Origin of the sequence: Streptomyces yangpuensis, from assembly GCF_001005295.1 — a bacterium.
Taxonomy (GTDB): Bacteria; Actinomycetota; Actinomycetes; order Streptomycetales; family Streptomycetaceae; genus Streptomyces; species Streptomyces yangpuensis.
In genome coordinates, this window is record NZ_LBMK01000006.1 from 295230 (window position 1) to 316146 (window position 20917).

Annotated in this window: 14 protein-coding genes and 2 pseudogenes; 3 read left to right on the forward strand and 13 right to left on the reverse strand. The window is 71.2% G+C overall.

Annotated elements, in window-relative coordinates; translation table 11 throughout:
- Positions 1-50: 50 nt before the first annotated feature.
- Positions 51-653, reverse strand: coding sequence for a TetR/AcrR family transcriptional regulator (locus AAT21_RS27715; protein ID WP_046779653.1), 603 nt, complete (start codon positions 651-653; stop codon positions 51-53).
- 141 nt (positions 654-794) lie between these two features.
- Between AAT21_RS27715 and AAT21_RS27720 the strand changes: the two genes are divergently transcribed.
- Positions 795-2348 (forward strand): MFS transporter, encoded by a 1554-nt coding sequence (locus AAT21_RS27720; protein ID WP_046779654.1) that lies wholly within the window; start codon positions 795-797, stop codon positions 2346-2348.
- Between the two features lie 74 nt (positions 2349-2422).
- On the opposite strand, the gene AAT21_RS27725 is transcribed toward AAT21_RS27720, so the two are convergent.
- The 6 genes from AAT21_RS27725 to nrdR form a co-directional block, all read right to left on the reverse strand.
- Positions 2423-4132: a DUF4153 domain-containing protein gene (locus AAT21_RS27725; protein ID WP_046779655.1), complete on the reverse strand. Its 1710-nt coding sequence runs from the start codon at positions 4130-4132 to the stop codon at positions 2423-2425.
- A gap of 184 nt (positions 4133-4316) precedes the next feature.
- Entirely contained in the window at positions 4317-5234 is a 918-nt protein-coding gene (locus AAT21_RS27730) for an ADP-ribosylglycohydrolase family protein (RefSeq protein WP_046779656.1), read from the reverse strand.
- An 11-nt stretch (positions 5235-5245) separates the two neighbouring features.
- Positions 5246-5905: a histidine phosphatase family protein gene (locus AAT21_RS27735; RefSeq protein ID WP_046779657.1), complete on the reverse strand. Its 660-nt coding sequence runs from the start codon at positions 5903-5905 to the stop codon at positions 5246-5248.
- A gap of 72 nt (positions 5906-5977) precedes the next feature.
- Positions 5978-6583, reverse strand: a complete 606-nt coding sequence (locus tag AAT21_RS27740) for a YdbC family protein (protein ID WP_063838155.1) — start codon at positions 6581-6583, stop codon at positions 5978-5980.
- A gap of 625 nt (positions 6584-7208) precedes the next feature.
- Positions 7209-10100 (reverse strand): vitamin B12-dependent ribonucleotide reductase, encoded by a 2892-nt coding sequence (locus AAT21_RS27745; RefSeq protein WP_046779723.1) that lies wholly within the window; start codon positions 10098-10100, stop codon positions 7209-7211.
- 145 nt (positions 10101-10245) lie between these two features.
- Positions 10246-10758, reverse strand: a complete 513-nt coding sequence (gene nrdR / locus AAT21_RS27750) for a transcriptional regulator NrdR (protein WP_046779659.1) — start codon at positions 10756-10758, stop codon at positions 10246-10248.
- A gap of 469 nt (positions 10759-11227) precedes the next feature.
- On the opposite strand from nrdR, the gene lexA reads away from it, so the two are divergent.
- The gene (gene lexA, locus AAT21_RS27755; RefSeq protein WP_030961945.1) at positions 11228-12025 is read left to right on the forward strand and encodes a transcriptional repressor LexA; all 798 of its coding nucleotides are present in this window, start codon (positions 11228-11230) and stop codon (positions 12023-12025) included.
- 109 nt (positions 12026-12134) lie between these two features.
- On the opposite strand, the gene AAT21_RS27760 is transcribed toward lexA, so the two are convergent.
- The 6 genes and pseudogenes from AAT21_RS27760 to AAT21_RS27780 all read right to left on the reverse strand — a co-directional run bounded on the left by AAT21_RS27760 (position 12135) and on the right by AAT21_RS27780 (position 19387).
- Positions 12135-14105, reverse strand: coding sequence for an ATP-dependent DNA helicase (locus tag AAT21_RS27760; RefSeq protein WP_046779660.1), 1971 nt, complete (start codon positions 14103-14105; stop codon positions 12135-12137).
- A 54-nt stretch (positions 14106-14159) separates the two neighbouring features.
- A pseudogene (locus AAT21_RS38475) lies at positions 14160-14433 on the reverse strand (IucA/IucC family C-terminal-domain containing protein); the annotation flags it as partial.
- A gap of 4 nt (positions 14434-14437) precedes the next feature.
- Positions 14438-14671, reverse strand: a pseudogene (locus AAT21_RS38480) (IucA/IucC family siderophore biosynthesis protein); the annotation flags it as partial.
- Positions 14672-14855: 184 nt separating this feature from the next.
- The gene (locus AAT21_RS27770; RefSeq protein WP_079025999.1) at positions 14856-15572 is read right to left on the reverse strand and encodes a GNAT family N-acetyltransferase; all 717 of its coding nucleotides are present in this window, start codon (positions 15570-15572) and stop codon (positions 14856-14858) included.
- Positions 15573-15604: 32 nt separating this feature from the next.
- Positions 15605-17569 carry an IucA/IucC family protein gene (locus AAT21_RS27775; RefSeq protein WP_412180349.1) on the reverse strand — a complete coding sequence of 655 codons (1965 nt, stop codon included), beginning with the start codon at positions 17567-17569 and terminating at the stop codon, positions 15605-15607.
- Between the two features lie 432 nt (positions 17570-18001).
- Positions 18002-19387, reverse strand: a complete 1386-nt coding sequence (locus AAT21_RS27780) for a diaminobutyrate--2-oxoglutarate transaminase family protein (protein ID WP_200904471.1) — start codon at positions 19385-19387, stop codon at positions 18002-18004.
- Positions 19388-19626: 239 nt separating this feature from the next.
- Here AAT21_RS27780 and AAT21_RS27785 point away from each other — a divergent pair, with 239 nt between their 5' ends.
- Positions 19627-20796, forward strand: coding sequence for a trypsin-like serine peptidase (locus AAT21_RS27785; RefSeq protein WP_046779663.1), 1170 nt, complete (start codon positions 19627-19629; stop codon positions 20794-20796).
- Positions 20797-20917: the final 121 nt, after the last annotated feature.

Below are 20917 nucleotides of genomic sequence, written 5' to 3' on the forward strand. Positions count from 1 at the left end.
GACCGGCCGCGGGCCCCGTCCCACCGGCCCCCCGGCGACACCTTCCCGTCTCACACCCTGAGCAGCGGCACCATCACCTCGTCGATCAACTCGGCGATGTCCCCCTCCGCCCATTCGCTACCGCACACCTTGGCCCGGTACATCAGCATCGCCGGAATGACATCCACGACAAACGGACCAGTAGCGTCCGGTCTCACGTCCCCCCGCTCGATTCCGCGCAGAACAAGCTCCCTGATCAGGCGCTGGACAGGCTCCCGCAGCCCGGACCAGATAACCCCGTGGAACCGTTCCGCCGTCTTGTGATCGCATTCGTGAAGCACCGACCAGAGAGCCTGCCCGGCACGCGAGTACATGACGTCCCTCGCCCGCACACACAGCAGATGGAGGTCCTCACGGATCGAACCGGAGTCGGGAATCTCACCGATGCCCGGCAGGCCGGTCCGCAGCGCCTCGGCCACGAGGTCCGCCTTCGAGGGCCAGCGCCGGTAGAGGGCGGCCTTGCCGGTCTGCGCTCCGGCGGCGACGCCCTCCATGGTGAGCGCGTTCCATCCGACCGTACTCAGCTGCTCCAACGCCGCGTCGAGAATCGCCCGTTCGAGTTCGGGACCCCGCCTGCGCCCCGGCGATGCCGACGACCAGCGCGAACCCATCATCTCTCCACCTTCCGACCGGCCCGAGAGGCCGCCGCATACATTTCCAGCCTTAGTGAACGCTTGTGTTCACTAACCCCGGCTCCTACCGTGGGTCCCGTAGTGAACGACAGCGTTCACTATTTCACTTTGGGGGGATCCTCAGTGACAAGCTCTCAACTCGCCGCGCCCCGGATACCGGGCGCGGCGCGCCGGGAGGGGCGCCCCGGCGTGGCCCTCGCCGTCATCGCCGCCTGCCAGCTCATGGTCGTCCTCGACGCGACCATCGTGAACATCGCGCTCCCGCACATCCAGACCGCTCTCGACTTCAGCACCACCGACCTCTCCTGGGTGCTCAGCGCCTACACCCTCACCTTCGGCGGACTGCTGCTGCTCGGCGGCCGGGCCGGCGACATCCTCGGCCGGCGCCGGGTCTTCCTGGCCGGAATCCTTCTCTTCACCCTGGCCTCCCTCCTCGGCGGCTTCGCCCAGGAGCCGTGGCAGCTGCTCGCCGCCCGGGCCCTTCAGGGGGTGGGCGGCGCGATCGCCTCCCCGACCTCGCTCGCCCTGATCACGACGACCTTCGCCGAAGGCCCCGAGCGGAACCGGGCGTTCGGGGTGTTCGCCGCCGTCTCAGCGGGCGGCGGCGCGATCGGCCTGCTGGCGGGCGGGATGCTGACGGAGTGGCTCGACTGGCGCTGGGTGCTCTTCGTCAACGTGCCGATCGGCGTGCTGATCGCGGTGCTCACCCCGCTCTACATCAGCGAGTCCGAGCGCCACCCCGGCCGTTTCGACATCGCCGGGGCCCTCACCTCCACCGGCGGCATGGCCTCGCTGGTCTACGGCTTCATCCGCGCCTCGGAGGAGGGCTGGCGCGACCGGCTCACCCTCGGCTCGTTCGCTGCGGCCCTGGTGCTGCTGGCGCTGTTCGTCGTCATCGAGTCCCGGGCCCGCGAACCGATCATCCCACTGCGCATGTTCGCCGACCGCAACCGCACCGGCACCTACGTGATCATGCTCGGCCTCGCCGCGGCCATGTTCGGCATGTTCTTCTTCATCGTGCAGTTCGTGCAGAACGTGCTGGGCTTCTCCCCGATCCAGTCGGGGCTCGGCTTCCTGCCGGTCACGGTCGCCATCGTCTCCGCCGCCGGCCTCTCCCAGCGTTTCCTGCCGCGCTTCGGCCCCAAGCCCTTCATGGTCATCGGGTCCGCGCTCACCGCCACCGGGCTGGCCTGGCTGACCCTGCTGCGGACCGACAGCTCGTACCTGTCCGGCGTGCTCGGACCGATGCTCCTGTTCGGCTTCGGCATGGGCCTCAACTTCGTGACGCTGACCCTCACCGCCGTCTCCGGGGTGGACCCGAAGGAGGCCGGTGCGGCCTCCGGACTGCTGAACGCCAGCCAGCAGGTCGGCGGCTCCCTCGGTCTGTCCATCCTGGTCACCGTCTTCGGCACGGCCAGCCGCGAGGAGGCCACGCAGCAGGTCCCGGCCTTCCTGGCCCAGGCGGATCCCGCGGCCGCCACCGCCTTCCAGGAGACCGGGCGGCTGCCGGATCCCTGGGGAGACCTCGTCCTCGCCCAGGGCATCTCCACATCGTTCATGGCGGCCGTGGCCATGGCCGGCCTCGCCCTGGCCACGGCCCTGCTGGTGATCCGCGTGCGCAAGAGCGACCTGGAAGCACTGGCCGGAGCCGCCGCCAAGGCCGGTCCCGCCGCCTGACCGGCTCCCGTACACAAGGGCCGGGCGCGGGGATCTCTCCCGCGCCCGGCCCGGTACCCGCTGCCGCGCCGGCCTCAGTACTCGGTGCGGCTGCCGAAGGTGCCCAGGCGGGAGCAGACCTCGTACGACGCCGTCACCGGGCGCTCGCGCAGGATCTGCCGGGCCCGGTACTCGCCCATGCTCATCGCGTACCAGGGGACGTCGCCGGCCCGGGACATGTCGTCGTTGATCCCGCGCAGGGCGCAGGACCGCTGGGGCTCGGGCAGCCGGTCCAGTGCGGGAACGGCGTCCGCCGACAGGGACTGGAAGTAGGCCAGGTCGATCTTCTGGTCCTTCTCGTAGCGGGCCACGTTCCGCTCCGCGACCATCCCGTCCGGGGACAGCAGGCCGAAGGCCAGGACCGCGGCGGCGGCACTGCCGGCGACCGCGCGGGGCAGCCAGCGCGCGCCGAACGCCCCGGCCGCCATGATCAGTACGATGACCAGGCCGAGCCACAGCTCCATCGCGGCCACCGAGACGCGCAGCCTCGTCAGCCCGTACGCGTCCACGTAGAGGTCCATGCGGCGCAGCGCGGCGGCGACCACGACGAGCGTCAGCGCGCACAGGGTCCCGAGGACGACACGGACGAGGCGCCGGTCGCCCGCCCCGGAACGCGGGGCCCAGCGCAGGGCGAGCGCGATCACCGCGAGGGTGAGCAGGGTGGCCCAGAGCAGCTGCCAGAATCCCTGACGGGCGTACTCGGCGTAGGTGAGGCCGGTGCTCCGCAGGACCTTGTCGTAGCCGCCGAACAGGACGGTCGCCTGGACGGCGTTGAAGCCGGCGAAGAGCAGGTTGAGCACGACGAGCGGAAGGGCCCATTCGATCCGGGAGCGTGGCTTGCCCGGGGCCACCTGGATCCGGTCCCAGCGCAGCGGGGCGGCCGCGGTGCGGGCCGCCGCGACCGCGATCACCGCGCCGAGGACGAAGAGCATGAAGCGGATGGGCCCGTCCTCGACCGACACGTCGGGCACGAGGCCGCCGAGGAGGTCGGCGAAGGCCGCGTCTGCGGAGGCGAACAGCGCGCCGAAGAGCACGAGCAGCGCCACGGCGACGGCCGCCGCCTTGACGACGGGCAGCCAGCGGTCCTTGCCGACCCCTCCCCGTGAGCGAAGTCCCTTCAGGACCCAGGCGATGCCGGACACGGTGGAGTCGGCGAACCCGAGCGGGCTGAGGAAGACCCCGGGCCAGGTGCGGCTGCCGTGGAGGGCGAGCGCGCCCAACAGCACGGCGGCCAGGACCGCCAGCGTGGACGGCCAGGCCGAGTCGCGCAGGGCGGGTACGGCGAGGAGCGCGAGGCAGCCGATCACCCAGGCGAGGGTCCAGGGCCGGGCGGTACGGCCGGCCACGCGGGCGGCGGCGTACGCGGCGACGACCGCGGGCACCACCGCCAGCAGCAGGCCGGGGCCCACGCCGTCGGCCAGGAGCAGCGCGGCCGCGAGCCCGGAGGCGAGCACGGCGACGAGGGTCACCGTCCGGATCGGGGCGGCCTCGGCCGGGCGCACCACCGTGGCCCAGGAGGGCTTGGCGGGCTGCCTCGGGTGCGGCGGTCCCCAGGGCTGCGGTTGCTGCGGGTGGTGGTGTGGCTGCCAGCCCGGCCGGCCGGTGTGCGCGCCCGGCCGGGGCCCGGTCGCCTCGGCGGTCGGGCTACCGGCCGGAGCCGGGTGTACGGGCGAAACCTCTGTCGCGGCCTCCGCGTCGGCCGCCTTCGGCTGGGCCTCGTTCGCCCCGCCGGTGTTCTCTGACATCGGGTCCCCTCCCCTGTCGGCCGCCCCGGCGTTCAGATCGGGGCGGCGATGAGGACAGGTTAGGCAGCCGGCAGGCGGTTTTGAACAGGATCAAAAGCACGCTGTGGCAGGACCGTGACAATCGGAAGGCGGACTCCCGCCTTCGCCACGGCCCAAGGCCCGGCCCCGATCCGCCGGGCACCCTCTACCGGGCGGGCGTCGGTGGCACCCAGGCCGGGAGCGCCTCGGTGCGCGCCAGCCACTCGGCCGGCAGCACGGCGTCGCCGCGCGCGCCCAGCACTCCGCCGACGATCGCGCAGGTCGTGTCGACGTCCCCGCCCACCTGGGCGGTGGTCCAGAACGCCCGCTCGTAGTCGTCCAGTGCCCGCGCCGCCGACCAGAGGGCGAAGGGCACGGTGTCGTGGGCGCTCGTGCGCCGCCCGCAGCCCAGCACGGCGGCGACGGTGGTCGCGTCGCCGTAGTCCAGCATGTCCCGGGCACGCCGCAGCCCGGCGCCGACCGCGCTGCGGGGGACGAGCGCGATCACTCCGTCCAGCAGATCGGCCGCCTTCGGCGGGGTGTCCGTACCCGCGGCCAGCGCGGCCGCCGCGGCGACGGCCATCGCCCCGCAGACGGCCTCGCGGTGCTGATGCGTCGTGTAGGCGGAGATCTCCGCCTGGTGCGTGGCCTGCTCCGGGTCGTCGGCGTACCAGGCGCCCAGCGGTGCGATCCGCATGGCGGCGCCGTTGCCCCACGAGCCCTGCCCGTTGAACAGTTCGGCGGCCAGCGTGCGCCAGTCCTCGCCCTCCCGCACCAGACGCAGCATCCGGTTCACGGCGGGGCCGTAGCCCCGGTCGAAGTCGTGGTGGTGGGCGAAGGAACTCGCGAGCGCGTCCTGGTCGATCCGCCCGTGCGAGGCCAGCACGGCCACCACCGAGCAGGCCATCTCGGTGTCGTCGGTCCACTGCCACGTCTCGGTGCCGGCGGGCAGCTCGCGCCGCTTGAGCAGCGGGTAGTTCACGGGGACGAAGTACTGGGAGCCGAGGGCATCACCCAGCGCCAGCCCTCGGAGGCTGGCCATGGCGCGTGCGTAGCGCCGTTCGGGAGTGGAGTCAGGCGTCATCGCGGGTCACTCTAGCCGTCCAGGTCATAAGGCTCGGGTGTGGTCCACCGCTCAAACGGGCGGTCCAGCCGGTACCGGCCATCGGGGCCCAGCAGGAGCATCCGGAAATCGCCGTTCGCCGGATTGGACAGGGCCTCGAACTCGGCCACCGACCAGTGGAACCAGCGCATGCAGAACAGCCGCATGGTCAGCCCGTGCGTCACCAGCAGCACGTTCTGGGGATGGTCCGGGGCCTCGAAACTGCGGTAGAGGCTCTCCAGGAAGGCTCCGACCCGGTCGTACACGTCGGCCCCCGACTCGCCCTGCGCGAACCGGTAGAAGAAATGCCCGTACGCGTCCCGGTACGCCTTCTGGAGTTGTACGTCCGCCCGGTCCTGCCAGTTGCCCCAGTCCTGCTCGCGCAGCCGCGGCTCCTCGCGCATCCGGACCCGTGTGGGGTCGAGCCTGAGCTCGCGGAAGGTCTGGAGGGTCCGCCGGTAGGGGGAGACGTACGCGCTGATGGTCTCGTTACCGAAGATCTCGCGCAGCCGGACCCCGGACGCCGCGGCCTGTTCACGGCCCTTCCGGGTCAGCCGCAGGGCGTGGTCGGGTTCCCTCTCGTACACCGTGTCGTCGGCGTTTCCCTCCGATTCCCCGTGTCGGACAAGGACGATGCGCCGTGGTCGGACCATCCCACGACCCTATTCGGCCACGGCCGGGCCCGCCGACCGGGCACGCCGGTCGGCCTGGCGCTTGTCGTACGGTCACACCGTCCAGGACGGTTCGAGGTCGACGACGTCACCGGTGAGGGCTTCGACGTCGGCCTGGATCTGGGCGCGCAGGGACAGCCGCTCGACCCGCTCCTGCCGGTACTTGCCGTGCTCGGCGGCGGCGTGCCACATGGAGAGGACCAGGAACTCGCGGCCCGGCGCCTCCCCGAAGAGACCCCGGACCATCCCGGGCGAACCCGCCATGGCCGGGTTCCACACCTTCTCCTGCATGAGGGCGAAGTGATCGACCCTGCCCTCCCGGACCCGGGTGTGCGCGACCCGGACGACATCGGCATCGGTGAAGCGCGGCTCGAAGCCGGTCTTCACGTCGAAGCGGTGGTCGAAGAGCGTGACGCGCAGGTCGGTGTAGGTGCCGTGCTGCGCGGCGGCCAGTCTGTCGTGCGAGCGCGCCATGAAGGAGTCGTAGAAGGACCGGCTCTCCCAGAACGCGAAGACATGCGCGACCCCCTGCCGGCCTCTGCTCCAACCGCCGCCCTGCCCCCGGAATCCCGGCTCGCCCGGCAGCCCCGCCCATTTTCGCTGCCCCCGCTCGAACCCGCGTCGGTCCGTCACCGTGCAGCGAATCCACTTGACCAGCACTGCGCCATCGTACGGGCCGGGCGCGGCCCCGGTCAGTCCCCGGCGAGGTACATCCCCACCAGTTCTTCCGCTTCCCGATCAGGCAGCCGAAGACCGAACTCCCGGTCGAGCACGGTGAGGATCTCGTCCGGGCCGACGAGCCGCCGCTCGGTCCCGCGACGGGGCGGCCGAGCGGGACGTCCAGGCTCTCGAAGGTGATGGCGGCGGTATGAGCCCGGTGCACTGCGTACAACGTGGCGAGGTCTGCCCGGAGTTCCCCCGTAGCCAGGCAATTCTCCCGAAGGCCGATCCGCTCCAGATAGGCGGGGCCTTCGGCGATGTCCGGTTCCCCTCCCGCACCAGTGGCGGCGAACTCTTCGTGAACCCCCTGATGTCGCAGTGCTTCGCCTTCGACCTGCCGGGCCCCGCCGCGCGCTGCCTCTACCTGGACCGCATCGAGGACATCCATCTGATGCGCCAGGTCCACTCCCGGATCGCGGAGTTCCGTGAGGATCTCGTCATCCGCCCCGCCCGTCGCTTCCCTCACTGTCGGCGCACGCACGAAGGGGACCGGCCATGGGCCGGTCCCCTTCGTGAACCGTGGGAACCGTGGGTCAGCTACCCGTGCGGACTACTCCGCCCGGTGTCAGCTGCAGCCGCTGGTGGAGCCGCAGCCCTCGCAGATGTAGCAGGAGCCGGCGCGCTGCATCTTCGTACCGCAGGAGAAGCAGAGCGGGGCGTCCGCGGAGACACCGAGCTGCATCTCGACCAGTTCGGCGCTGCTGTGGGCCGTCTTCCGCTCCGGGACCGGGACGGCGACCGGGGCCGGCTTCGGCGCCGACGGCACCGCGGCGAGCGGGGCCGACTGGGCCAGCGCCTCGGTGTCCACCTCCTCCTCGAGCGGCTCGTAGGAGCCGGTCTCCAGGTGACGCTGGCGCTCCTCGGCGGTGTGGATGCCGAGGGCCGAGCGGGTCTCGAAGGGCAGGAAGTCCAGTGCCAGGCGACGGAAGATGTAGTCCACGATCGACTGCGCCATCCGCACGTCCGGGTCGTCCGTCATACCGGCCGGCTCGAAGCGCATGTTCGTGAACTTCGAGACGTAGGTCTCCAGCGGCACGCCGTACTGGAGGCCGACCGAGACGGCGATCGAGAAGGCGTCCATCATGCCCGCGAGGGTCGAGCCCTGCTTGGACATCTTCAGGAAGACCTCGCCCAGACCGTCGTCCGGGTAGGAGTTCGCGGTCATGTAGCCCTCGGCGCCGCCCACCGTGAAGGAGGTGGTGATGCCCGGACGGCCCTTCGGGAGGCGCTTGCGGACGGGGCGGTACTCGATGACCTTCTCGACGGCGGCGCGGATGGTCTCCTCCGTCCTGGCGGTGACCTCCTCCTTCTCCTCCTCCTTCTTCTTGGCGGAGAGGGGCTGGCCGACCTTGCAGTTGTCGCGGTAGATCGCGAGCGCCTTGACGCCGAGCTTCCACGCCTCGAAGTAGATCTCCTCGATCTCCTCGACGGTCGCCGACTCCGGCATGTTGACCGTCTTCGAGATCGCGCCGGAGATCCAGGGCTGGATCGCGGCCATCATGCGGACGTGGCCCATCGGGGAGATGGAGCGCTCGCCCATGGCGCAGTCGAAGACCTCGTAGTGCTCGGTCTTCAGACCGGGGGCGTCGACGACATTGCCGTGCTCGGCGATGTGGGCGACGATCGCCTCGATCTGCTCCTCCTGGTAGCCCAGGCGGCGCAGGGCCTGCGGGACGGTGCCGTTGACGATCTGCATCGAGCCGCCGCCGACGAGCTTCTTGAACTTGACCAGGGCCAGGTCCGGCTCGACACCGGTGGTGTCGCAGGACATCGCAAGACCGATGGTGCCGGTCGGCGCGAGGACGGAGGCCTGGGAGTTGCGGAAGCCGTTCTTCTCGCCGAGTCGCAGGACGTCCTGCCAGGCCTCGGTGGCCGCGGCCCAGATCGAGTTGTCCAGGTCCTCGGTGCGCGGCGCGACGGTGTTGGCGTCGGCGTGCTGCTTCATGACGCGCTTGTGCGCCTCGGCGTTGCGGGCGTAGCCGTCGTACGGGCCGACGATGGCGGCCAGCTCGGCGGAGCGCTTGTACGCGGTGCCGGTCATCAGCGAGGTGATCGAGGCGGCGAGGGTGCGGCCGCCGTCCGAGTCGTACGCGTGACCGGTGGCCATCAGCAGGGCGCCGAGGTTGGCGTAGCCGATGCCCAGCTGGCGGAAGGCGCGGGTGTTCTCGCCGATCTTCTGCGTGGGGAAGTCCGCGAAGCAGATGGAGATGTCCATCGCAGTGATGACGAGCTCGACGACCTTGGCGAAGCGCACGGCGTCGAAGGACTGGTTGCCCTTGCCGTCGTCGTTGAGGAACTTCATGAGGTTGAGCGAGGCGAGGTTGCAGGACGTGTTGTCCAGGTGCATGTACTCGCTGCACGGGTTGGACGCGGTGATGCGGCCGGACTCGGGGCAGGTGTGCCAGTTGTTGATCACGCCGTCGTACTGGATGCCCGGGTCGGCGCAGGCCCACGCGGCCTCGGCGAGCTTGCGGAAGAGCGCCTTGGCGTCGACCTTCTCGATGACCTCACCGGTCATGCGGGCCCGCAGGCCGAACTCGGTGCCGTTCTCGACGGCCGTCATGAACTCGTCGTTCACGCGGACGGAGTTGTTGGCGTTCTGGTACTGGACGGACGTGATGTCGTCGCCGCCCAGGTCCATGTCGAAGCCCGCGTCACGCAGGGCGCGGATCTTCTCCTCCTCCTTCACCTTGGTCTCGATGAAGGCCTCGACGTCCGGGTGGTCCACGTCCAGGACGACCATCTTGGCCGCGCGGCGGGTGGCGCCGCCCGACTTGATCGTTCCCGCGGACGCGTCGGCGCCCCGCATGAAGGAGACCGGGCCGGAGGCGTTGCCGCCGGAGGAGAGGAGCTCCTTGGAGGAGCGGATGCGGGAGAGGTTCAGGCCGGCGCCGGAGCCGCCCTTGAAGATCATGCCCTCTTCCTTGTACCAGTCGAGGATCGACTCCATGGAGTCGTCGACGGCCAGGATGAAGCAGGCGGAGACCTGCTGCGGCTGGGGCGTACCGACGTTGAACCACACCGGGGAGTTGAAGCTGAAGATCTGGTGCAGGAGGGCGTAGGTCAGCTCGTGCTCGAAGATCTCCACGTCGGCGGGCGACGAGAAGTAGTCGTGGTCCTCGCCGGCTTTCGTGTACGTCTTCACGATCCGGTCGATCAGCTGCTTCAGACCGGTCTCGCGCTGCGGCGTGCCGACGGCGCCGCGGAAGTACTTGCTGGTGACGATGTTGACCGCGTTCACCGACCAGAAGTCGGGGAACTCGACGCCGCGCTGCTCGAAGTTGACCGAGCCGTCGCGCCAGTTGGTCATGACGACGTCACGGCGTTCCCAGTTCACCTCGTCGTAAGGGTGCACGCCGGGGGTGGTGTGGATGCGCTCGATACGCAGGCCGCCCTTGGCAGCCTTGGTTCCCTTGGCGCGGGAACCACGTGCCGAGCTGCTCGCCGTCTCTGTCATGCCGCTGCCTCCCATATGCGGGCAAAAACGCCCTAAAGTGCCAGCGATATTCCGCGGCACAGTGCTGTGTCTCTGTATCTACGTCTCTTCGCGCGGCCGACCGGCCGCGACCCGGTATATGAGCACCGTGCCGCGGGCAGCCCGGTCAGTCGGCGGCGGAGGCGGGCACGGGGACCGAACCGGCCCCGCCGTGCTCGCACTCTTCAGGGCGAGGCCGCCGTTCGCGGAGTTCCGCGATGGCGGTCTCGAAGTCTTCGAGGGTGTCGAACGCTTTGTAGACGGACGCGAACCGCAGGTACGCGACCAGGTCGAGCTCCTGCAACGGGCCGAGTATGGCCAGACCCACGTCGTGGGTGGTCAGCTCGGCGCTCCCGGTGGCGCGCACCGCCTCCTCGACCCGCTGGCCGAGCTTGGCGAGGGCGTCCTCGGTGACCGGCCGTCCCTGGCACGCCTTGCGCACACCGGAGATGACCTTGGTACGGCTGAAGGGTTCGGTCACTCCGCTGCGCTTGATCACCATCAGCGAGGCCGTCTCCACCGTCGTGAAGCGACGGGAGCAGTCGGGGCACTGACGGCGCCGGCGGATCGACGTACCGTCGTCCGTGGTGCGGCTGTCGACGACGCGGCTGTCGGGGTGCCTGCAGAAGGGGCAGTGCATGGTTCCCTCACCCTCCTTCTTGACACGACCGAATCACCCCACCGAGCCCCTGAACGACGGAGACGGACTCTGTCGGGGGCTCGCGGAGCAGGCACAAGCATATGCGATCCCGGAGGCCTCAGCGGACCCAGGGACCACAACTTCTGGGTGGCCGCGCCCATCCAACCACTAGATCTTGGGTTGCGGTGGATTTGGATGCCTCTGCGTGTCGCAGCGTCCGATAGCCGGATACGGAGCCTCCCGGTGCCACACTGGGCACAGGGGCCGCACGGCCGGGATCCGACCCGGAAGGGTACCGTAAGCAGCGGAAGCCGGACCGAACCCGCGTTCGTCGTTCCTTCGCCCATACACCCCGCGATATACCCACGCAGGGCGATCTGCGATTTTTCACTCGAACGTGTGTTTGGCGCAACCTTTCGAAAGCAACTACCGTTGTCCAGCTAGGGAGAACATTTCGAGAGGGGCCGACGTGACCACCACCGCAGACAGTGCCGCCGCCATCACTGCCCAGAACCGCTCCCAGAGCCGACTCGAGCCGGTGCATGCCATGAACGACGCAAACCTGAACCCGGATGCGGACGCCGCTGTGCGTCCCGCGCGCTCGCTGCCAGGTCGACCTCCAGGCATCCGCGCCGACAGCTCCGGACTCACGGACCGGCAGCGGAGGGTCATCGAGGTCATTCGCGACTCCGTGCAGCGCCGGGGTTACCCGCCGTCGATGCGCGAGATCGGCCAGGCGGTCGGCCTGTCCAGCACGTCGTCGGTGGCGCACCAGCTGATGGCTCTGGAGCGCAAGGGCTTCCTGCGCCGCGACCCGCACCGGCCCCGGGCCTACGAGGTGCGCGGCTCGGACCAGCCCAGCTCGCAGCCCACGGACACCACCGGCAAGCCCGCCGCCTCCTACGTTCCCCTCGTCGGCCGAATCGCCGCCGGCGGCCCGATCCTCGCTGAGGAGTCGGTCGAGGACGTCTTCCCGCTCCCCCGCCAGCTCGTCGGCGACGGTGAGCTCTTCGTCCTCAAGGTCGTCGGCGACTCGATGATCGAGGCCGCCATCTGTGACGGCGACTGGGTCACGGTCCGTCGCCAGCCCGTCGCGGAGAACGGCGACATCGTCGCCGCGATGCTGGACGGCGAGGCCACCGTCAAGCGCTTCAAGCGCGAGGACGGCCATGTCTGGCTCCTCCCGCACAACGCCGCCTACCAGCCGATCCCCGGTGACGAGGCGACCATCCTCGGCAAGGTCGTCGCGGTCCTGCGCCGCGTCTGACCCCGCCCCTCCCTAGCCAGCCCCCGGGACCCACTGCGCCGGTCCCGGGGGTTGTTCTGTTCCCGGCCCCCACTGCCTCTGCTGCTGCCCCTGTTTCCGCGTCCGCGAACTACTTGCCGTCCGCCTGAGCGGCGGCGTCGATCGCGGCCAGCGAACGGCGGACCTGGTTGCGGTCGTTGGTGTACCAGAAGTCCGGCAGCGTGGCCCGCAGGAAGCTCCCGTACCGGGCCGTGGCCAGGCGGGGGTCCAGGACCGCGACGACACCCCGGTCACCCGAGGCCCGTACGAGCCGGCCCGCACCCTGAGCCATCAGCAGGGCCGCGTGCGTGGCGGCGACGGCCATGAAGCCGTTGCCCCCGTGCTCCTCCACCGACTTCTGGCGGGCGCTCATCAGCGGGTCGTCGGGGCGCGGGAAGGGGATCCGGTCCATGATCACCAGCTGGCAACTGGGGCCGGGCACGTCCACGCCCTGCCACAGCGACAGCGTCCCGAACAGGCAGGTCTTCGGGTCGGCGGCGAAGTTCTTGATCAGCTCGCCGAGTGTCTCCTCGCCCTGAAGCAAGATCGGGTTGTCGAGCCGGGCGCGCAGCTCCTCGGCGGCTGCCTTGGCACCGCGCATGGAGGAGAACAGGCCGAGGGTGCGGCCGCCCGCCGCCTCGATCAGCTCGGCGAGCTCGTCCATCATGTCGCCGCGGGTGCCTTCCCGGCCCGGCGTGGCCAGGTGTTTGGCGACGTAGAGGATGCCCTGCTTCGGGTAGTCGAAGGGCGAGCCGACGTCCAGGCCCTTCCACAGGGGCACGTCGTCCCCTTCGACGCCCTCCGGAGAGAGCCCCAGGGACGCGGCGACGCCGTTGAAGTCACCGCCGATCTTCAAGGTGGCGGAGGTGAGGACCACCGATCGGTCCTCGAAGAGCTTCTCGCGCAGCAGCCCGGACACCGACAGCGGGGCGACCCGGAGGGTGGCGCCGAAGCGGTCGTGGCGCTCGTACCAGACGACGTCGTACTCGGAGCCGTTCGTGATCCGTTCCGCCACCGAGTGGATGTTCTCCACGGCCGCCAGGGCCTGCTTGCGGACCGCGTCCTCGTCGTGGACGGACTTGTCCCGGGTGGCACCGATCGCCGAGATCACATTGCGCGAGGCGTCCCGCAGGGACATCAGGGCGTAACCGAGGTCCTCGGGGATCTCCTCCAGGCGGCCCGGGAGCGCCAGCTCCATGACGCGTTCGAAGGTTTCGGAGGCGGTCTGCAGCGCGTCCGCGATCTTCTCGTCGACCAGCTTGGCGGAGCGCTTCACGGCCCGGTTGACCTGGCCGGGGGTCAGTTCGCCGGTGGCGACCCCGGTCACCCTGGAGACCAGCTCGTGGGCCTCGTCCACGATCAGCACCTCGTGCTGCGGCAGCACGGGGGCCCCCTCGATGGCGTCGATGGCGAGCAGCGCGTGGTTGGTGACGACCACGTCCGCGAGCTTGGCCCGCTCGCGCGCCGCCTCGGCGAAGCACTCGGCTCCGTACGCGCACTTCGTCGCACCCAGGCACTCTCGGGAGGAGACCGAGATCTGCGACCACGCCTTGTCGGACACGCCCGGGGTCAGGTCGTCCCGGTCGCCGGTCTCCGTCTCGTCGGCCCAGTCGCGCAGGCGCAGCAGGTCCTTGCCGAGCTTGCTCGTGGGGGTGGCCGCCTCGAACTGGTCGAAGAGGCCCTCCTCCTCGTCCTGCGGGGCACCCTCGTGCAGGCGGTGCAGGCAGAGATAGTTCGACCTGCCCTTGAGCATGGCGAACTGCGGCCGGCGGCGCAGTTGCGGGTGCAGGGCCTCCACTGTCCGGGGCAGGTCGCGCTCGACGAGTTGCCGCTGGAGTGCGAGGGTCGCGGTGGCCACGACCACGCGCTCGCCGTGGGCGAGGGCCGGCACCAGGTAGCCGAGGGACTTACCGGTGCCGGTTCCCGCCTGGATGAGCCGGTGGGAGTTGTCGTCGATCGCTTCGGCGACGGCTTCGGCCATGGCCACCTGGCCGGGGCGCTCCGTACCGCCGACGGCGGAGACGGCGGCGTGCAGCAGGTCGGGGAGGGAGGGCTTCGTCATAGCACTGACAACCCTACGGGGCCCCGCTGACAGCGGGCGCACACCGACGGCGATTCATGGCCGGTGGAGAAGGTTGGGCGCGGTCCCGTACCGCAGGGCGTGCGGGCGGTCGGGACGGTCGCGGTAGCCGTCCTCGTAGAGCCGTTCCTGTTCAGACACAGCCTCGCGATGCGCTCGCCGAGCAGGTCGAAGGGCTCGTAGCGCTCCTTGAGCTCGTCGAAGCGCGCCTGGTGGCGCCTGATCTCGGCCCTCACGAGCGACCAGAAATCGTCCTCCGGGACGTCGAGGCGGTCCTCCACAGAGCGGACAGGTAGCGGAAGACTCCGATGTTCGGACAGTCCGATGCGGCCCTTGGTGAGGACGGGCGAGGGGTGGCCGGTCTGGTGGCCTTCGAGGGCCGCGTGGTCCAGGTCGGCGAGGACGTCGGCGGTGAGGGCGGTGTGGTCGAGCCGGGCGTCGGCGGCAAGGGTGGCGCTGCGTTCGCGGACGAGGTGACCAAGGGTGGCTCCGTCGAGGCCGAGGAGAGTGCGGGCGCGGACGAGGAAGGCGTACGGGTCCCCGAAGGAGGTCGGGGACGCCGATGCGGGTGGGGGCGGTGGGGCGACGGCGGCAGGACGGGCTCCGTCGGGTCGGGGCTGCTGGGAAGTTCGGCACGGACTCCTCGGAGATCGGGAACTTTGCTGCGCGGCGCAGAGTTTTCGAGGGGAGAGGTGCAAGCGGCCACGACGGTCGGGCGAGCGGGTACGGCGATCAGAGGAGATTGCGCAGGGCCCGTTCCCGGACCATCAGGGCGGCGCGCTTCTCGGGGAGGTCGATTTCCGCATGGCAGCGGAAGCCTGAGCTGAGGAAGGCCGATACGGAGGGGGTGTTGCGGATGTCCGGTTCCGCGACGATGCGTGTGCAGCGGGGACGGTTGCCGAGGACGAGGTCGGCGACGGCGCGGAGCAGAGCCGTGCCCAGCCCGCGGCCGCGGTTCGTGCCGTCTCCGATGAGCAGGTGGATACCCGTGTCGTGGGGGCGCGCCGGGTAGTGCCGGGAGATCGGGTCGAGGTCGGCCCGGTAGATCTCCCAGTAGCTCATCGGTGTGCCATCGAGGAGGCCGAGGCAGGGGATGCTCTCGCCGTCGCCGTCGAGCTGGGACCGCAGGTGGGCCGCGGTGACCGCGGCGGGCCCGTCGAGTTCCCAGTAGGCGGCCACCTCGGGGTCGTTCATCCAGCGGGTGAGGAGTGGCAGGTCTCGGCCCGGCCGTACGGGTTCGAGGCGGAAGGCTCCGGCCCGGGTGGTGACGCTGCCCCAGGTGGCCGGTGAATCCAGCAGGTCGGCCTCGGCAAGCAGGGGCAACAGGTCGGCGTTGAGACGAGTCGCGGCGGTCGGCTGCACGAGGCCGAGGACCTCGAAGGCATCGACGTCGCGCGGGGCGTCGAGACGGGGTCCGGCTGCAACGGCGGCGGTGTCCGTGAGGCGCATCGGGGATCTCCTCCGCGTCGGGCGCCGACGCGTCAATCGTGAAGGGGGTTGGTGATGGTGACGTAGACGGACTGGGTGTCGACGGGACCGACCAGCTCGTCGAGGCCGCCCAGGCGGGTGAGCAGGTTCGCCTTGCAGCGCAGGGTGGGCGAGTCGAGGAGCCGGGTGGGGAGCGGGCCGAGGCCCGCTGCCTTGGCGAGGAAGCGGCGGAAGGCGGCCAGGAGGACGCGTTCGTCGGCGAGGCGCTGGGAGCCGAAGGCACCGATCAGGCCGAGCACGTTGTTGATGCCGAGGTAGTAGGCGAAGCGCTCGTCGGTGACGGAGTCAGACACGAAGGTGTCGCTGCGGCTGCCGATGCCGGGGAGCCTCTGCTCCAGTTCCGCGCGGCGGGATGCGCGGAAGTAGTAGCCCTGGTTGTCGCGGTAGCGGCCGCCGGCCGGCCAGCCGGCCTGGTCGAGGAGGACCAGCGTGTTCTGCTGGTGCGCTTCGAGGGCGATGCCGGCGAGGGCGTCGAAGGCGAGGACAGGAAGGACCACGTGGTCGAGGTAGCGCAGGAACCACTCGGCGGCGACGGCTGAGGTGGTGTGTCCGGTGGCGTAGGCGAGACCGGTGACGATCTCGGCGAGTCGGGAGCTCATGGTGGTCCGGCCGGGCCATGGGCGGGGGGAGGTGAGCGCGGCGATGCAGACGGCGTCGTCGCCCGAGCGGAAGGGGTTGTGACGGAGCAGGGCGTCGAGGCCGGGGACGGGGGTGCCGTCGGGGGCGTCCACGGCCACCCAGGCCGGGTCGCGGACGATGTCGAAGCCGGGGTGGGCTGCCTGCCATTGCTCGGCGAGGCCGGTGCGGAGCAGCCGGTGCACCTCGACGCCGCGGTGGAGTTCCTTGCGGAGGTTCTCGCGGCGGGAGTTGGTGATGCGCAGGCCGAGGGAGAGCTTGAGCATCGCGGGGACGCCGGGCCGGTGGACGGTGCGGACGGAGGAGGTCGGGTACCAGGCCTCGCCGTGCGGACCCAGGTCGTGCAGGAGTCCTGCGTCGCGAAGGGCGGTGACGGAGGGGCGTTGGAGGAGGTCTCGGGCCTGCCAGGGATGCAGGGGAAGAGGGGTGGTGCCGTCGGGCATGGAGAGTCCGGGGGCGAGCCGGCCGAGGAGTTGCGGTGCTGAGACGGGCCGGCCGCGCTCGGTCCAGGCGGATTCGGTGGCGAGCGCGGAGGGAGCGACCGCGAACCAGTGCAGGGGGAAGGAGCCGTGGAGTTCGGGTGAGTAACGACGGGCCTCGGTCTCGGAGAGTCCTTCACGGCTCTTCGGGTCGGGCTGGAGGGGGTGACCGAGCAGGAGCGACTGTTCGGCGGTGAGGAAGCGGTCCGCGGAGACAGGGGCCGGGGCGGTGGGGCGCTCTCGCCGGTCGGCGATGAACTCGGTGGTACGGCGCACCGAGTCGGCGACCCGGCCGACGAGATCGGCGCTGCCGTGACCGTCGCCCGCGCCCTCGCGGGCGATGAGCGCGGCAAGGGTGACGGCGTCCAGGCAGGGCGCGGTGGGGGCCGCGCCTTCCAGGCGGGCGGGGCCGAAGCGGTGCCAGCCCGCGTGGGACCAGTGGCGTACGCCGGCCAGCACGGCGGTACCGGACGCGGGAAGGGGGATGCGCAGCGGGCTCCCGGCGGGGCCGTCGGGGCGGTGGAGTCCGGATTCGCGGACCCAGCACCGGAGCAGGTTCTCCACAGCCGCGGCTTCGGCGGCGCGGGCCGGGTCGGGGTCGTCCAGCGGGTCGGGGCCGGCGATCGGCTCAGGTCGGATGAAGCCGGGCCAACCGGTGCGCGCTCTGGGGGTGCCGTCCTTCTGGCGGGGCACGGTGGCGGTCGCCCCGGCGTCGGCCGCGCCGGACTGCGGGGGCAGTGTGCCGGGCGCGGCCTCCTGGCCCAGGGGGTGCTCGGTCGTGTGCCCGTCGGTGGGGGCGGCGGCATCGGAGCGGGGTACGGGGGCCGGTTCGGCCGAGGGGATGTGCGGGTCGGCCGGGCCGGGCTCCGGGGCCGCCGCCTGCACGTGCTCCGCGCCCCGGGACGTCGCGGGGGCCGGCGATGCCGGTGTGCTGGTGGCCGGGACGGGCCCGGGGGACGGCCGCGGCGGAGCAGGGTCCCGTACGGGGGCGGCGGCGGACGCCGCGGGTTCGGGACCGGGGTCCGGTGACGGCTGCCCCGGGGCGGCGGCTGTGGGCTCTGGGTGTGGGAGAGCCGTGCGGACCGGGTCGGGCTGCGGCCGTGTCGGTGGCTGCTGTGGCTGCGGGGGCGCCTGCCATTCGAGGGCGGCGGGCAGGGAGACAGCGGAAGCCGGGGTGACCGGAAGGGGGTTGGAGCGGATCGGTGTCGTCGGGGTGAGGGGAGTGGTCGGGGTGGACTGGTGCGGCTCGGGCATCGCGGGTCCTCGGGTGGCAGGTCAGCGGGTCCGGCGGGCGGCGGCCGGGATGGCGTCGGCCAGGCGGTCGAGGACCGCCGCGGCCTGCTCGTCGGTCAGGGTCAGCGGTGGGAGCAGGCGTACTACGGCGCCGTGGCGGCCGCCGAGTTCGACGATCAGGCCCCGCTCCAGGCACTCCTGGCGGACGGCCGCGGCGAGGGCCGGTGCGGCGGCCCCGGTGTCGGGATCGACGAGTTCGAGGCCGATCATCAGGCCCCGGCCCCGGACGTCCCCGATGCAGGGGTGGCCTGAGGCCAGACCGCGCAGGGCGGCCAGCATCCGGTCGCCGAGGACGGCGGCGCGTTCCGCGAGCCGGTTCTCACGGACGAAGGTGAGCGTGGCGGTGCCGGCGGCCATGGCGAGCTGGTTGCCGCGGAAGGTTCCGGCGTGGGCTCCGGGGGTCCAGACGTCCAGGCCCGACCGGTACACGATCACCGCGAGGGGCAGGCTGCCTCCGATCGCCTTGGACAGGACCATCACGTCGGGCACCACCCCGGCGTGGTCGACGCCCCAGAAGGCTCCGGTCCGGCCGACCCCCGTCTGCACCTCGTCGGCAATGAGGGGGATCCCCCTCGACGCGGTGATCTCGCGCATGCGACGCAGCCAGGCATCCGGGGCGGGGTTGACCCCGCCCTCGCCCTGCACGGGTTCGACAATCAGGCCCGCGGGGAGGGGGATACCGCCCTTGGGGTCGTCGAGCAGGTTCTCCGTCCAGCGCGCGGCGAGTTCGGCTCCCTCCGGGCCGCCGACGCCGAACGGGCAGCGGAAGTCCTGCGGGTAGGGAAGCCGGGTCACCCTGGTCTCGGCAGCGCCTCCCGAGGCTTCCAGGGCTCCGGCGGTCATCCCGTGGTACGCCCCGGTGAAGGCGAGCAGTCCGGATCGCCCGGTCGCGGTGCGGACCAGTTTCAGGGCGGCTTCGACGGCGTCCGTGCCGGCGGGCCCGCAGAACTGGATGCGCGCGTCGGCAGCCAGCTCCGGCGGCAGGTTGGCGAACAGTTCCGTGGTGAAGGCGTCCTTGACCGGTGTCGCGAGGTCCAGCACGTGGAGCGGCGCACCCGAGTCGAGGACACCGCGGACTGCCTCCAGCACCACGGGATGGTTGTGTCCGAGCGCGAGGGTGCCGGCGCCGGAGAGACAGTCGAGGTAACGCCGGCCGTCGGCCCCCTCGATGGTCAGTCCGCGGGCCCGCACGGGGACGATGGGCAGGGACCGGGCATAGGTCCGGGCGGCGGACTCCCGCTGCGCCTGCCGTCGCAGGATGCCCTCGTGACCTGCTGCGCGGGCGCCCTGCGGGGGCACTTGGGGCGTCGCTCGCGGCGGGCTCTGTGTCGCGGCCGCCGCCGCCCCGGCCGGCTCGGTGAAAGCCACGAGTGCCGCTCCTCCCACACTGACTGCGCTGACGGATTGCCCTTCGAACACCGACGCTCCCCTCCATCCCCCGTACGTACCAACGACGGTGAAGGCGACGGATCACGGGTGGACGCAAGATCCTTGGTACTCAAGATGTGAGTAAAAGGAACCGCTGACCCGGGCTGTGTCGTCCAAGGCGGCAGCGGCATAGTGGGGGGCTCCACTCCAAGCCTCGAACCTCCAGGGGGACGAACGACATGCGACCGAACCGACCGGTCACCGCGACGCTGTGCGCGGCCGCCCTCGTGCTGACCGCCGCTGCCTGCGGCCCCGGCGACGGGGAGGCCGGCGGCGACGCCAAGCCGACCGTGGCGGCGAGCCTGCCGAACACGGACGGGATAAAGATCCCGGACCAGCTGAAGGAAAAGCTCAAGGAACGCGGCATCGACCTGGAGAAGTGGAAGGGGGGTGAGTGGAAGAACTGGAAGCAGGAGGACTGGCTCCGCGAGGCGGGGGACTACATCAACCCGGTCATCGAGGACCTCTGGAACCCCGACCGCATGCGCGACGCCGAGCAGCCGCAGCGTCCGTCGGTCGACCCGGACGCGGGCAAGGACCAGGGCGTCACCGACCCGACCCCGGTGCCGGTCGCGGCCAAGCCCGCCACTGCGCCCTACAACAAGAGCGTTCCGGAGTCCGGCAAGGTCTTCTTCGACGGCCCCGAGGGATCGATGGTCTGCTCGGCGACCGTGGTCAAGGACCCCGCGCACCCCGGCAAGTCGAACCTGGTCTGGACGGCGGGCCACTGCGTACATGCGGGCAAGGCGGGCGGCTGGTACCGCAACATAGCCTTCGTCCCCTCCTACAACAACGCGGGCAAGCCGTCGGCGCAGCTCAAGGGCGCGCCCCGCGAGCAGGTGGCTCCGTTCGGCGTGTGGTGGAGCGACTGGGCACAGACCTCCGACCAGTGGATCGCGACCGGCGGTCCGACCGGCGGCGCGGGTGCTCCGTACGACTTCGCCGTGCTGCACGTGACCCCCGAGAAGGGCAGCGGGAAGTCTCTTGAGGAGACGGTCGGTTCGGCGCTCCCGGTGGAGTTCACCGCCCCCGCCGTGCCGAAGGTCGCGAGCCTGACGGCGACGGGCTACCCGGCAGCGGCCCCCTTCGACGGCCAGAAGGCCTACCAGTGCGTGGACAAGCCGGGCCGGCTGACCCTGCGGGCGAACGAGCCGGTGATGTACCGCATCGGCTGTACGATGACCGGCGGCGCCTCCGGTGGCGGCTGGGTCGCGACGGGCTCCGACGGCAAGCCGGCGCTGGTGTCGAACACCTCGATCGGCCCGGCCAAGGCCGGATGGCTGGCCGGACCGCGGCTGGGCCCGGAGGCGAAGGGCATTTTCGACGCCGTCAGCCGCAAGTTCAAGTAGTTCCCGCCTCCGTACCGTCCCGCCCCGTCCCGGAGCGATACAAGGACGGGGACGAGGACGAGAGTGAACGGCCGAGGGCCCCCTGCACCGCAGGGGGCCCTCGAACGTCACGCCGTCATGC

Bases quoted from the DNA above. Each gene is read 5' to 3' on its own strand.
- AAT21_RS27715 (WP_046779653.1), bottom strand. From the start codon at position 653: ATGATGGGTTCGCGCTGGTCGTCGGCATCGCCGGGGCGCAGGCGGGGT.
- AAT21_RS27725 (WP_046779655.1), bottom strand. From the start codon at position 4,132: ATGTCAGAGAACACCGGCGGGGCGAACGAGGCCCAGCCGAAGGCGGCC.
- AAT21_RS27730 (WP_046779656.1), bottom strand. From the start codon at position 5,234: ATGACGCCTGACTCCACTCCCGAACGGCGCTACGCACGCGCCATGGCC.
- AAT21_RS27735 (WP_046779657.1), bottom strand. From the start codon at position 5,905: ATGGTCCGACCACGGCGCATCGTCCTTGTCCGACACGGGGAATCGGAG.
- AAT21_RS27745 (WP_046779723.1), bottom strand. From the start codon at position 10,100: ATGACAGAGACGGCGAGCAGCTCGGCACGTGGTTCCCGCGCCAAGGGA.
- nrdR (WP_046779659.1), bottom strand. From the start codon at position 10,758: ATGCACTGCCCCTTCTGCAGGCACCCCGACAGCCGCGTCGTCGACAGC.
- AAT21_RS27760 (WP_046779660.1), bottom strand. From the start codon at position 14,105: ATGACGAAGCCCTCCCTCCCCGACCTGCTGCACGCCGCCGTCTCCGCC.
- AAT21_RS27770 (WP_079025999.1), bottom strand. From the start codon at position 15,572: ATGCGCCTCACGGACACCGCCGCCGTTGCAGCCGGACCCCGTCTCGAC.
- AAT21_RS27785 (WP_046779663.1), top strand. From the start codon at position 19,627: ATGCGACCGAACCGACCGGTCACCGCGACGCTGTGCGCGGCCGCCCTC.